Genomic DNA, 13,947 nt, shown 5'->3' with positions numbered 1-13,947 from the left:
TTTTATGCACCCCACACTGCTGAAAAACCGATCACAAAATAGATGAAGTTCGCCAGGGCAATAACCGCAAGTACCAAAAATCTGGCCCAGGCATTTTTCACATAATCAGTAGCGACCGTCCACATGCCTACCCAAATGTGTCCGACCAATGCCAGCAAGATGGAAAGCGTATAGATTTTGAACCAGAAGTTAGAAAACAGACCGCGCCATTCCTGGTAGCTGATATCGGCATTAAAAAGAAAATAAGCCAACATAAAAATAACGTAGCTGCCCAAAAGTACGGCAGATACACGCTGCATCAACCAATCCAACAGCCCGCTTCGTGAGAAGCTTGTAATACTTTTTACCATACCCAGACTCCCAGCAATAAAATGCAGATTACAGATGCAATCAAAACGAATTTAGAAGCCAGCGCTCCTGACTCTTTTTCCTCAAAGTAACCGATATCCATGAACAAATGCTTTATTCCGGCGATTAGGTGATAAGCAAAAAAAGAAACGATTCCCCACGTAACTAACTTGGCCAGCGGGTGATTCATGGCACTCACGACCTTTTCAAAGCCAGCTTCTGAACTTAAACTCAAATTCAGAGCCCACATTAAAAAAGCGAGCGCTACGAACAAACCGACGCCGGTTATTCTGTGGATGATGGAAGCAACTGCTGAGACGGGCAAACGGATAGTTCGCAGATCGAGGTTTACGGGGCGATTATTTTTCACGGGCGTAGTCTCTGTTGTTCTTATTGATAGCTTTAAAGAAAGCTCAGTCGATAACTGAAAACCTTCGAGCCTTCAGCTATATGCCAAAAAGATTATAGGCAGCACAAATACTTATTACAATTCATAACAAGGTCGTATAAGGGCCACCCCAAACTCCCTGAAAGCCCGATATTCCGAGGGTTTCCACAAGAGACATAAAAAATAATACTTTAGACTAACAGACTATTTGTTGAGTAATTCAAACCGCCCAACTAAATTGACATTCAAGCCTAAAACCCTATAGTGATTTTCAGATTGCACTTAAATAAAACGTAAAAATCCAAAAAGTGCCCATGTCTAGTTTTCAATAACTAGCGTCAATATCGACGCACAAACCGTTAAAAGAGAGGAGACCTCATGGCTGATAAAACCGCCAAGCTGGTCATTGAAGGACAAGAACCAATCGAACTGCCAATTTACTCTGGCTCTATGGGACCCGATGTAATTGATGTTCGCAGCCTTGTTTCTGAAGGCTACTTCACATATGACCCCGGCTTTATGTCTACAGCTTCATGCGAGTCCAGCATCACATATATTGATGGTGCCAAAGGTGTGCTACTTCATCGCGGTTACCCTATCGATGAACTGGCTGAGAAGCGGGACTATCTGGATGTCTGCTATTTATTACTTAACGGAGAACTTCCGAACGACATAGAGAAGCGTGATTTTCATCGCACCGTCATGCGCCACACCATGGTGCATGAACAAATGCACGACTTCTTCAAAGGCTTCCGTCGCGACTCACACCCCATGGCTATTATGGTCGGTGTTGTAGGTGCGCTGTCTGCCTTCTACCACGACTCCCTCGACATCACGAATGATCGTCACCGGGAAATTGCAGCGACCCGTCTGATTTCAAAGATGCCGACGCTTGCGGCAATGGCCTATAAGTATTCTATTGGTCAGCCTTTCACCTACCCGCGGAATGATTTGTCCTACGGTGGTAACTTCCTGCACATGATGTTCAGTAACCCTTGTGAAAAATATTACGTCAGCCCTACCCTGGCTCGCGCAATGGATAAGATTTTCATTTTGCATGCTGATCACGAGCAAAACGCCTCAACCTCCACCGTGCGCCTTGCAGGCTCTTCCGGTGCTAACCCATTCGCCTGTATTGCCTCTGGCATTGCTGCGCTCTGGGGCCCCGCTCACGGCGGTGCAAACGAGGCCGTACTGAACATGCTCGAGGAAATAGGCGATGTCAGCAATATTGATGAATACATTGCCCGCGCCAAAGACAAGAACGACCCGTTCCGCCTGATGGGCTTTGGTCACCGTGTTTACAAAAACTACGACCCTCGCGCCAAGGTAATGAAAGAAACTGCGGATGAAGTTTTGTCTGAACTGGGCATTACCGACGACCCGCTGTTGAATGTTGCCCGCCGTCTGGAACAAATCGCACTGGAAGATCCTTACTTCGTAGAGAAAAAACTCTATCCAAACGTCGATTTCTACTCCGGCATTATCTTCAAGGCGCTTGGCATTCCTACCTCCATGTTTACCGTTCTGTTTGCTGTAGGTCGTACTCCTGGCTGGATTGCGCACTGGAAAGAAATGATCTCCGGGCCATACCGTATCGGCCGTCCTCGTCAGCTTTACTCGGGCGAGCCTACACGCGAGGTTAAGGAATAACTTAATCTTCAGGCATAAAAAAACCGGCTCAGGCCGGTTTTTTATTGTTTTGAAAAGCGCGCCACTACTTCTTCTTAGTGGCTTTTTTCGGCTTAGCTTTGGCCTTGGTCTTCACAGCCCACTTACCATTCTCAAAGTAAGCGCTCCAGCCTGAGGCTTTGCCGTCGACTTCACTCATTACATACTGCTCTTTGGTTTTACGGCTGAAGCGAATCACAGAAGGCCTGCCCTCATCATCAGCAACCGGCGCATCACAAAGGTAGTGATATTTCTCTGGCAGCTCAGCCTTATGCGGCAGCAGCTCCTGAACCAAAGGCGGTCGGGTTTCTCTGTTCTTAGGAAACTGACTGGCCGCCAAGAACATTCCGGCAGCGCCGTCACGCAGAACGTAGGTATCCTCTACCTTAAGGCACTGAAGCTCCGGCATTGGGATGGGGTCCATCTTCGGTGGCGCAGCTTCGCCATTGCGCAGCAACTTACGGGTGTTTTTACAGCTTTCAGAAGTACAGCCGAAGTACTTACCAAAGCGGCCGCTCTTCAACTGCATATCAGCGCCGCACTTATCGCATTCAAGTACAGGGCCGTCGTAACCTTTAATCTTGAACGAACCGGTCTCCAGTTTGAAACCGGAACATTCAGGGTTATTACCGCAGATGTGCAGCTTTCGACCTTCATCAATCAGGTAGCTGTTCATAGCCGCACCGCAAATATCACAGCGCTCTTTCTGACGCAGCTGGTTCACTTCAGCTTCGTCGTCGTCTTCGGAAATGGCCTCGTCACCGGAAACCAGGTTCAGCGTACCCTTACAGCGCTCTTTAGGCGGCAGGCTATAACCTGAACAGCCCAGGAAGACGCCCGTTGTACCGGTTCTGATCATCATCGGTCGCGAACAAGTCGGACACTCGATATCGGTCAGGGTCGGCTCATTAGGCTTCATACCGCCGTGAGTTTCATCTTCTCCGGCCTTATCGAGCTTGGCCGTGAAATCCGTATAGAAGGTATTCAGTACGTCTTTCCAGTTACGATGACCGTTAGCAATCTCATCGAGGTACTCTTCCAGCTGAGCCGTGAATTCATAGGCCATCAGGTTATGGAAGGAGCTGTCCAGGCGTTCGGTGACAATCTCACCCATTTTCTCGGCATAAAAACGACGGCTTTCCAGCTTAACGTAGCCCCGATCCTGAATGGTCGAGATAATGCTGGCATAGGTAGATGGCCGGCCGATGCCCAGTTTTTCAAGCTCTTTAACCAGCGAAGCTTCCGTAAAGCGAGCAATGGGTTTGGTAAAGTGCTGCTTTGGATTCAACTGCTTGAGCTCCATCGCATCACCCACTTTCAGGTCTGGCAACTCAACAATGTCATCTCGCTTACCCGGTCGCATCACGCGGGTAAAGCCGTCAAAGACCAGAACGCGACCCTTCGCTTTCAATTCATAGCCGTTAGTATCGATCGTCAGCGTACTGCTCTTGTACTTAGCCGCCACCATCTGACAGGCAACGAAGCGCTGCCAGATCAGCTCATAAAGCCGCTGAGCGTCTCTTTCCATTCCAGACAATGCCGTACTCGAAATTTCGACGTTCGACGGCCTGATGGCTTCGTGCGCCTCTTGAGCACCTTCCCGGCTACCATAGCTGACAGGATTATCCGGCAAATACTTGGCACCGTAGTTCTCGCCAATAAATGTACGGGCACTTTCAACCGCCTCAGCACTTAAGTTGGTTGAGTCGGTACGCATATAGGTGATGTGACCCGCCTCGTACAAACGCTGGGCCATCATCATGGTTTTCTTAACGCTGAAGCCTAAACGCGTGCTGGCTGCCTGTTGCAAGGTAGAGGTAATAAATGGCGCAGCGGGCTTGGAGCTGGTCGGTTTATCTTCACGATTGGTGATCTGATAGACACCGTTCGATAACCGCGCCACATGCTCGTTGGATTCGGCTTCAGATGTCGGACGGTATTTTTCGCCCTTGTACCGGGTAACCTCGAACTGAACTTCGTTGCTGCCCTTTTGGGTATCTGCATGCAAATCCCAGTACTCTTCCGGGATAAAGGCTCTAATTTCACGCTCGCGCTCGACAATCAGCTTCACCGCCACCGACTGAACACGGCCCGCACTCAGGCCCCGGGCAACCTTAGCCCAAAGCAGAGGGGAGACCATAAAGCCCACAACCCGATCAAGGAAACGGCGAGCCTGTTGAGCGTTTACGCGATCGATTTCCAGAATACCGGGTTTTTCAAAGGCCTCCTGGATCGCCTTTTTGGTAATTTCGTTGAAGACCACACGCTTATAGCGTTGATCCTCCATGCCGATCGCTTCTTTTAAATGCCATGCAATGGCTTCCCCCTCGCGGTCCAAATCGGTCGCGAGATAGATGCAGTCGGCATCTTTGGCCAGTCGGCGCAGTTCATCGACCACCTTTTCCTTACCAGGCAATATCTGGTAATTGGCAGCCCAGTCGTGATCCGGGTCGATACCCATTCTGGCTACAAGCTGTTCCTGAGCCTTGTTCTTTTTATAAACAACCTTTTCTTCAGCAGACATTTTCCTTGTGAGAGCAGCCTGCTTAGCCCGAGCTTTAGCATCAACAGGTTTACTCTGACCACTGGTTGGAAGGTCTCTTATGTGGCCCACAGACGACTTCACAATAAAGTCTGAGCCTAAGTATTTATTGATGGTTTTCGCCTTGGCGGGCGACTCCACAATCACCAGTGATTTTCCCATGCGCTACATTTCCGCTTATGATGTCTTTTTAATATAATTAACCCAGCTTTGCGCTTTCCGCAAGCGGCAACGGTTATAAAGAATTAAATTGATCCGTCAAGTAATAATGTAGTGAAAGGAATTATTTATGTCCTTTTGGGCTTTTCTGGGCGTTTTAGCGATACTGGCAGTTATGGCTGGCGCACTGTATTTATCGAAGTTTGCCGCTGATCGAGAGCTTGCTTTACAAGAGCTCAACAGAAAAGCCAGGCTGCATCACCGAAAAATAATCGATCTGGATGAGCTGATTCATACACTGCTTATTTACGACAGAAATACCAGCCTGCTTGAATCGATGCTGAAAGAAATGTCCGCCACAGCCGAGCAAGGCATTAAACTGAAGCCCGACAGTGAAGAATTGCGCAGCGATCTGCTTAATATTCGAGCTATTGAACAGGAAGTTCAGGTGCTGGCAGCCACACCAAAAGAGCCGGAAATTCCAGCGTCTGATCAACAGATTTTCCTGGTTAAAAAACATTTCGCGCGCGCTTTAAAGCTGGTGCGAGAACTTCATAACACAGGAAAAATAGACCCAGGCGCGGCCAGCACTCACAGCAAACGACTCAGCCAGAATGCCTTACTTTTAGAAGTGAAAGCCTATCGGCACCAAGGCGCCATCGCCAGGAGCCAGGGTGAAATCAGTAATGCGGCAAACTTTTTCAAACACGCTAAGGAACTGTTGATTAAGTCTGATCTTACTTTTGATGAAAAGACAGAACAGATCAAACAGGTATCACGTGAAATTTCTGATTTGTACGTTACCCATCCGGAAAACAAACAGAGCGAAGCAGAAGCCAGGCTGATTAAAAAACAGCCTTATTAAGCGGCCGAAGCCGCTTAGCAATGTCAACTTAAATTCTTTCAATAACCGTACTGATGCCCTGGCCTAAACCAATACACATGGTTGCCAAACCAAACTGTGCATCTTTTTGTTCCAGTACGTTCAGCAATGTTCCGGTAATGCGTGCACCTGAACAACCAAACGGATGGCCTAAAGCAATCGCACCGCCGTGAATGTTGACGTTTTCATCCATACGTCCGAGCAGTTTCAGGTCTTTCAATACGGGCAACGCCTGAGCAGCAAAGGCCTCGTTCAGCTCAACGTAGTCAATATCCTGAATGCTCATGCCGAGCTTTTTCAGTGCTTTCTGCGATGCCGGAACGGGCCCATAGCCCATGATAGACGGCTCCACTCCGGCCAGCCCCATTGAGCGCACAACCGCCCTGGGCTTCAAGCCAAGGTCCTTCGCCTTCCGGTAAGACATCACCAGCATTGCCGAAGCACCATCCGTTATCTGGCTGGATGTTCCTGCAGTGACGGTGCCGGCTTTAGGGTCAAACACCGGCCTCAGGCCAGCAAGACCTTCTACCGTTGTTTCCGGCCGGATGGTTTCATCATGCACCATCCGGTAAGGCACACCGTTCGCGTCATGCCCGGTCATTGGCATAATTTCAGATTCAAAATTTCCTTCCAGAGTAGCCTTGTGTGCCAGTTGATGAGAGCGAGCGCCAAATTCATCCTGTTGCTCGCGGGAAATGCCATGCATTTTTGCCAGCAGCTCGGCAGTCACCCCCATCATTCCGGATGCCTTAGCCGCATTTTTTGACAGCGCCGGGTTAGGGTCGACTCCGTGCATCATGCTTACGTGACCCATATGCTCAACACCACCGATCAAAAATACATCACCGTTGTCGGATTGAATGTTTGCCGTCGCCGTGTGCAACGCAGACATGGAAGAGCCACACAAACGCGAGACGGTTTGCGCCGGCGTTGTATGTGGAATGACCGTCAGCAACTGCATCATGCGGGCAATATTCCAACCCTGCTCCATGGTTTGATTCACGCAACCCCAGATAATATCTTCAATATCTGCCGGCCGCAGAGCGTCATTGCGCGCAAGCAAACCGTTAACCAGGTTGGCACTCAGATTTTCCGCTCGGGTAAAACGGAAACTACCGTCTTTACTGCGCCCCATAGGCGTACGGGCAAAATCGACAATGACTGCATCGTTATCTTTAAGACTCATAATTACCCTCTCCTACTGCGCATAAAATGTTGAGTTTGTTTCTGACATTTCGAGCAATTTTTCTGTCGGCTGATACAACGCGCCCAGATGCTCAAACTGTTTGCACAGATCTACAAATTCTGAAATACCGGTGTCATCGATATACTTTAATGCGCCGCCCAGGAATGGTGGAAAACCAAGGCCGTAAATCAGCCCCAAATCGGCTTCAGCAGGTGACGCCACAATGCCATCTTCCAGGCAACGGACGGTTTCCAGACACATAGGAATCATCAGACGATTGACGATATCCTGATCGGAAACTTCTACGGAGTTTTGTGCAACCTGACGAACCAATGCGTGAGCTTCACTGTCCGTTTCTTTCTTGGGCTTTCCTTTTTTATCGACAGAATACTGATAAAAACCTTTACCGTTTTTCTGACCGAAACGTTGCTGCTCAAACATGACATCCATAGCTGTTTTATAGCCGTGCGTCATACGGTCCGGGAAGCCGGCCGCCATCACTTTCTGTGCATGAATGCCGGTATCGATACCTACAACATCCATCAGGTAAGCCGGGCCCATAGGCCAGCCAAATTTTTCCATCAACTTATCAATACGTTCAAAATCAACACCGTCATTCAACAGTGCGGCAAAACCTCCAAAATAAGGGAACAGAATTCTGTTCACCAGAAAGCCAGGGCAGTCGTTGACAACGATTGGGGTTTTCCCCATTTTCTGGGCATACGAAACCACAGCTGCGACTGTTCTGTCTGAGGTTTTCTCGCCACGAATCACTTCAACCAACGGCATTCTGTGAACCGGATTGAAGAAGTGCATACCACAAAAGTTTTCTGGTTTTTGCAGTGCTGTCGCAAGCTCTGTAATAGAAATTGTTGAGGTATTGGAAGCCAGCACCGCACCTTCTTTAAGTTGCTGTTCTGCTTCGGCCAGCACGGATTTTTTTACGGCCGGGTTTTCAACAACCGCTTCGACACAGACATCGACATTTTCAAACTCGCCATAGGATAAAGCCGGGCGAATTTTACACAGCGTTTCGGCCATTTTTGCGGTATCAATCTTGCCCCGCTCCACAGCCTTTACCAACAATTTAGAGGCTTCTTTTAAACCGAGTTGAATACCGTCTTCATTGATATCTTTCATTAAAATAGGCGTACCTTTGTACGCACTTTGATAGGCAATACCGCCGCCCATAATGCCGGCTCCAAGAACCGCTGCCTGATTCACTTCAGGTGCGTCTTTGGTATGGTGTTTAGCAATTCTTTTAATTTTCTGGTCGTTCAAAAACAGACCGATAAGGTTTTTTGCAACCGGCGTTTTGGCCATTTTCGCAAAGCCTTTAGCCTCGACTGCAATCGCTTTGTCCCGCTCAAAGTTCGCATGCTTCTGCATAGACTTGATAGCTTCAACCGGTGATGGGTAGTGCTTACCGGCTTTGGCAGCAACAAAACCTTTGGCCGTTTCAAAAGCCATCATGCTTTCAATTGGGCTGAGCTTTAGTTTGGCCTTTTTCTCGGCTCTTTTTTGTTCGTATTCAAGCTCTCCGGATGTGATTTTTTTAAGCAGCTGATATGCATCTTCATTAACCGCTTCAAGCTCAGATACCGCATCGACTGCGCCATCTTTAAATGCCTGATCTGCCGATTTTTCCGAGCCGGATGCGATCCACTCAATGGCATTATCGGCACCTGTCACCCTGGACAGACGAACCGTGCCACCAAAACCCGGATAGATGCCAAGCTTAACTTCGGGTAAACCAACCTTTGCGGTTTTAGACATTACCCGGTAATCGCAGGCCAGCGCCATCTCAAAGCCACCACCAAGGCATATACCGTTGATGGCCACGACGGTCGGGAAAGGCAAATCTTCAAATGCGCTGAATATCGCATTTGCATCGAGAATATCCGCAACAATCTGTTCTTCTTCCTGATCAAACCAACCCAGAAATTCGGTAATGTCTGCACCGACAATAAAGCCCTCTTTGGCACTGGTGACCAGTAAGCCTTTAACCTTGCTGGAAGCCAGCTCAGTCGTTACTTCCTTTAATTCCTGAAGTGTTGCCTGGTTGAATTTATTAACTGACTCACCCTTTAGGTCAAATGTCAGTTCGGCAAGCCCGTCATCACGCTCTTTTACAGTGATTCCATCGCCCTGATAAATCATGAAATGGTCTCCAATTCTTATCTTTATGTGAGCACCCATTTGAAGATGTTTTGCCGCGAGGCCTTTCATTAATCGACCCTCTCTGTAATCGATTAATGAGTTCAAATCATCATCAAACACAAGTTTCAAACAATCGTTTGATTGTTGAATACATTAGACCCAATCAGGGTGATGTCAACTCGACTAAGGTCGGATGAACACTGTTTTCGCAAGGTATTTGAGCAGCAAAAACGCCTCAGGAATGAGGCGTTAGAAGGGATTTAAAGTAACTGACCAGTGATCAGCTGCTGTGGGGTTCTAAATCACACAACCCGGCAACGCTGTGCAGCATCGACTTTATTTGCTCCAGCGTGAGCTGAGGGTCTTTCTCATCCCACACCAGGCCAATTGCCGTTTTACTGACAACCAGTGCCGTTACGGATTCCGGCAGGCCTGCTAAGAAGGTTGAAAGCGCGGTGTAGATGCTCTCTGGCACGTTACTGCGCTTATTCCATGCCCAGCCATCCGGCAGATAAATTCCGCTCTCACCGGTGCTACGCAGGGCCGTGAATTCAAGCTGGCTCTGGGCTTCCAGTTTCAAAGCAATCTGATAGATCGTCTGAATCTCAAAACGGTTATTTACCCGGCCATGCTCCGTGGTATCCGGTAACTTAACGCTGCCAACGAGAAAACCCTGTGTCAGCGCTCCGGAGCGAAGCTTTGCAAGGCGCTTATCCCTTTTGGAGGGCTGCATCCACATGAAGGCACCCGCGACAACCAATATCGATAAAACGGCAATTATGGACGCCATTTAGATTCCTCGGTGATATTCGTCTCGAACAGCTCCAGTGACTCGGTTTCGTTCAGAAAGTGGCTTTTCAGCTTGTTCAGCTGGGTTTGCAGAGAATAAGAAACACTGGAAGACAGCGTAAAGAAACTGAGCAGCGCCTTCAGGTTCGAATCGCCATGACAGGCGCTGTGCACGCGCTGCCAGATGGCCTGATTCACCAGCTGTAACTCCCGGTTTAATGACACCAGGCCGCTTAACTCCCAATCGGCCTCTTTTTTATCGCGCATATTAAAGTACTGACGCAATAAATAAGTGCCGGCACTGCGAATAATAAACTCATCCTGACTGGCAAACGGCAGGTGGGTAAAGGCCATCGGCTTCAGATTAGCCAGAATCGGGCAATCGCTGTTCGCCATAATCAGCCCCATCAATGAACGTAACCCCTCTTCAAGACCGGTTGTTTTGTGATACTCACGCTCGTGCGAAATCACCGTCACCGATACCTTCTTAAAGCCCGGTAGCTCTCGAAAATGTTCGACAATTGGTTGAATATCCAATGCCGCGGGGCAATGGGTTACTTCACTGCGCTTCAGCGGGCAATTTGAGCACTGGCAGTACTCCAGCTTTGTCCATTCAGCCGGCGAACTGTTGATGCGCTCGATCTTTTGCTCGGACGCTGACGCCGTTTCAATTTTCAGTTCAGAGCCATCTTCCAAAAATTTAAAAAGATAAGTAATGCTCATATAGTGGTTTTGGCCCCCGCCCTTTTATTTTATTCCTGTAAACCTTCAAGCTCGACCCAGCGGTCGTAGGTTTTATTCAGTTGTTCCTGCACTTCCAGCAAGCGTTCCAGAACCGGCCCGGTCACTTCCGGTGGCTGGCTGTAAAAGCTCGCATCGGAGACCTGCTCTTCCAGTGTCATCACTTCAGATTCCAGCTGTTCTATTTTCTCCGGCATTTGATCAAACTCACGCTGGTCTTTATAGCTTAACTTTTTTGTTTTGGATGGAGATTGATTCACCTTTTTATCAACTGGTTTTTCTTTTTTCGTATTGTTGACCTGACCCTCTTCCGGCCATTTGCCCCCCTGATTGGTCCAGTCTTCATAACCGCCGGGGTAGATGCGGATGGCACCATTCCCTTCAAAGGCCCAGGTTTTGGTTGCCAATTGATCAATAAAGTAGCGGTCATGGCTGACCAGCAATACCGTACCGGAGAAATCTGAGATCCGGTCGATCAACAGCTCCAACGTGTCCATGTCTAAGTCGTTGGTCGGTTCGTCGAGCACCAGCAGGTTCGCCGGCTGACTGAATAGCCGGGCCAGCAGCAGCCGGTTGGTTTCACCACCGCTCAACTGTCGGACCTTCATCCGGCAACGCTCAGGCTGGAACAAAAAGTCTTCCAGATAGCTAATGACATGGCGTGATTTACCGCCGATGGTGATGAATTCGCGGCCTTCGGCTACGCTGTCGATAAGCGTCTTTTCCGGGTCCAGCGCCATGCGGGCCTGATCGAAATAGGCGACATTCAGCTTAGTACCCTGACGCAAAACCCCGGACTGCGGTTCTAATTCACCCAGCAGAATTTTCAGTAACGTCGATTTACCAATCCCGTTCGGGCCGATCAGCGCGATCTTATCACCCCGCATAACCACATCCGAAAACTCACGAATAATTGGGCTGTCGCCATAGGAAAAGGCGACATCAGTCAATTCAGCAACCAGCTTGCCACTGACTTCATCCTGATTAATATCGAATTTGGCAGAACCCTGCAGGGTACGCCGGCCTGCCAGTTCGGTACGCATACTTTTTAACGCACGCACGCGCCCCTCATTACGGGTACGGCGGGCTTTAATGCCCTGACGGATCCAGGCTTCTTCACGGGCGAGAACCTTATCTTCCTGAGCACGCTGGGCGGTTTCCACCTCCAGTGCGTGTTCTTTTTCAGTGAGGTATTTTTCGTAGGGGGCACTGAAAGCCACGATCTTGCCGCGATCCAGATCCATAATTTTGGTGGCAACATGATCGATAAATGACCGGTCGTGGGAAACAAACAACAGCGTGCCGTTGAAGTCGAGCAGCAGCTCTTCCAGCCATTCAACCATTTTAATATCCAGATGGTTGGTCGGCTCATCGAGAATGAGCAGATCGGGCTCATCCACCAGGGCCTGAGCCAGCAAAACGCGCCGACGCCAACCGCCGGAAAGCTCACCGAAAACCTTATTCTGATCCAGACCCAAGCGGCTGATAACGGTCTCGGCGCGGGTTTGATAGTGCCAGCCATCGCCGTCTTCAATGATTTTCTGCAGCTGCTCCATGCGCTGAATATCGGGGTTGGATTGCAGCACAATGCGCTGATACTCATAAATGGCACTGCCAACTACAGGCACACCATCCAGAACAACCTCCAGCACTGTGCGCTGATCGCCCTCCGGTAAGGACTGCTGCAAATGTCCGATGCGCATGCCCTGAGCGTACTTGATAACACCGGCATCCGGCTCGTAGTCGCCCTGAATCAGTCGCATCAGCGTTGATTTGCCAACGCCGTTTCTGCCAACCAAAGCGATCCGCTCGCCCTTTTCTACCGTAAATGAACATTGATCAAGCAATGCTGCTGCGCCCATCGCAAAATGGACACCATCAAAAATAATTAGACTCATAAATTTAACTTCACATGTGGCATTATAACGCCACGTTTAATATTCACTGAAAGCCTGCAAGTTTATACAGAGGTCTCAATCGTGTCTAAATCCAGATTTGCCGGGCCGCTCATTGCGGTCATCATAACAATCGCTTTTGCTGCATGGATGATGTCTGGCCATGAAGAAACAACCCCTGAGCAAATACCTCAGCAGCCTAAAGCAAAGTCATTGATCCCAACCGTTCAGGCAGTCGACAGCATTGCCAGAGAGGTTCAGCAGCAGTTAACGATTAATGGCACCACCAGAGCTTTGCGTAACATTACCGTTATTAGCGAGGGTGCCGGAAAGGTTGTTGCCGTACTGAAATCGCAAGGTGACACGGTAACGCAAGGCGGCATTATCGCACGGCTGGACACCAAAAACATTCCTGCTCAGATCAATCAGGCAGAAGCTTTTGAAAATCAGGCCAATCTGGAATACGAAGCAGCACTGGAACTGAAGCGAAAAGGCTTAATCAACGAAACCCAAATTTCAGCCCTATATGCGGCGCTTCAGCAGGCCAAGGCAACGCTCTCTTCGCTGCAGATTCAATTGGAAAACACCGTCATACGCTCACCGATTACCGGCCAGATAGAAAACAGTGATCTTGAAGTAGGCAGCTATATCGGCGTTGGCGATACCGTTGCCGAAGTTTACGACTATTCACAACTGGTGTTTGAAGGCTCGGTTTCCGAAAAGGACATCCTCAAGTTAAAGCTGAACCAACGCGGTACGGTTGAACTGATCAATGGCGACAAAGTCCCCGGTGTAGTCAGTTATATCGGCTCGGTCGCAAACCCGGTCACCCGCACCTTTGTCATCGAAATGAAGATTGCTGCAGTCAGCAAGAAGATTTCCGGCGTTACCTCGGTTGCCAAGGTGACACTTGAAAACTCGACCGGTCATTACATCAGCCCTGCTCTGCTTTATATCAATGAAGATGGCCTGATGGGCTTGAAAACACTGGATGCCGAGAATCGCGTTCAATTCTACGAGGTGGACATCATCCGCTCAGGTACCGATGGTGTATGGGTTCAGGGCTTGCCGCAGAAATCCCGCATTATCGTGGTTGGTCAGGGCTTCGTTAATTTAAACGACGAAACAGCACCCACGCTTGTCGATTTTGATCAGTCAAAAGCCGTCGGTCTGTAAGGAGCCTTC

11 protein-coding genes are annotated in these 13,947 nt (G+C 49.1%); 3 read left to right on the top strand and 8 right to left on the bottom strand.

Features of this window, described 5'->3' with window-relative positions; translation table 11 throughout:
- Positions 1-2: 2 nt before the first annotated feature.
- On the bottom strand, positions 3-350 hold the full coding sequence (gene sdhD / locus BCF53_RS04800) for a succinate dehydrogenase, hydrophobic membrane anchor protein (protein WP_165901810.1): 348 nt from the start codon (positions 348-350) through the stop codon (positions 3-5).
- Positions 344-718, bottom strand: coding sequence for a succinate dehydrogenase, cytochrome b556 subunit (sdhC, locus tag BCF53_RS04795; protein WP_132700376.1), 375 nt, complete (start codon positions 716-718; stop codon positions 344-346). Before sdhC ends, sdhD begins: the two co-directional genes overlap by 7 nt.
- Before the next feature lie 396 nt (positions 719-1,114).
- On the opposite strand from sdhC, the gene gltA reads away from it, so the two are divergent.
- Positions 1,115-2,389 (top strand): citrate synthase, encoded by a 1,275-nt coding sequence (gltA, locus tag BCF53_RS04790; protein ID WP_132700375.1) that lies wholly within the window; start codon positions 1,115-1,117, stop codon positions 2,387-2,389.
- Between the two features lie 64 nt (positions 2,390-2,453).
- Here gltA and topA read toward each other — a convergent pair whose 3' ends face one another.
- A complete protein-coding gene (gene topA / locus BCF53_RS04785) occupies positions 2,454-5,111 on the bottom strand; it encodes a type I DNA topoisomerase (RefSeq protein ID WP_132700374.1) in 2,658 nt (885 codons plus the stop codon).
- A 127-nt stretch (positions 5,112-5,238) separates the two neighbouring features.
- Between topA and BCF53_RS04780 the strand changes: the two genes are divergently transcribed.
- A complete protein-coding gene (locus tag BCF53_RS04780) occupies positions 5,239-5,973 on the top strand; it encodes a hypothetical protein (protein ID WP_132700373.1) in 735 nt (244 codons plus the stop codon).
- Positions 5,974-6,001: 28 nt separating this feature from the next.
- On the opposite strand, the gene fadA is transcribed toward BCF53_RS04780, so the two are convergent.
- The 5 genes from fadA to BCF53_RS04755 all read right to left on the bottom strand — a co-directional run bounded on the left by fadA (position 6,002) and on the right by BCF53_RS04755 (position 12,765).
- A complete protein-coding gene (gene fadA / locus BCF53_RS04775) occupies positions 6,002-7,177 on the bottom strand; it encodes an acetyl-CoA C-acyltransferase FadA (protein WP_132700372.1) in 1,176 nt (391 codons plus the stop codon).
- Between the two features lie 12 nt (positions 7,178-7,189).
- Positions 7,190-9,337 (bottom strand): fatty acid oxidation complex subunit alpha FadB, encoded by a 2,148-nt coding sequence (fadB, locus tag BCF53_RS04770; RefSeq protein ID WP_132700371.1) that lies wholly within the window; start codon positions 9,335-9,337, stop codon positions 7,190-7,192.
- 280 nt (positions 9,338-9,617) lie between these two features.
- A complete protein-coding gene (locus BCF53_RS04765; RefSeq protein ID WP_132700370.1) occupies positions 9,618-10,127 on the bottom strand; it encodes a hypothetical protein in 510 nt (169 codons plus the stop codon).
- Positions 10,115-10,849 (bottom strand): DUF6901 family protein, encoded by a 735-nt coding sequence (locus BCF53_RS04760; protein WP_132700369.1) that lies wholly within the window; start codon positions 10,847-10,849, stop codon positions 10,115-10,117. Before BCF53_RS04760 ends, BCF53_RS04765 begins: the two co-directional genes overlap by 13 nt.
- Before the next feature lie 29 nt (positions 10,850-10,878).
- Positions 10,879-12,765 carry an ATP-binding cassette domain-containing protein gene (locus BCF53_RS04755; RefSeq protein ID WP_132700368.1) on the bottom strand — a complete coding sequence of 629 codons (1,887 nt, stop codon included), beginning with the start codon at positions 12,763-12,765 and terminating at the stop codon, positions 10,879-10,881.
- Between the two features lie 81 nt (positions 12,766-12,846).
- On the opposite strand from BCF53_RS04755, the gene BCF53_RS04750 reads away from it, so the two are divergent.
- Positions 12,847-13,938, top strand: a complete 1,092-nt coding sequence (locus BCF53_RS04750; protein ID WP_132700367.1) for an efflux RND transporter periplasmic adaptor subunit — start codon at positions 12,847-12,849, stop codon at positions 13,936-13,938.
- Positions 13,939-13,947: the final 9 nt, after the last annotated feature.

It is taken from the genome of Reinekea marinisedimentorum (genome assembly GCF_004341165.1).
Taxonomy (GTDB): domain Bacteria; phylum Pseudomonadota; class Gammaproteobacteria; order Pseudomonadales; family Natronospirillaceae; genus Reinekea; species Reinekea marinisedimentorum.
The sequence above is the reverse complement of the archived record's forward strand: the minus strand, read 5'-3'. Positions and strand labels throughout refer to the sequence as shown.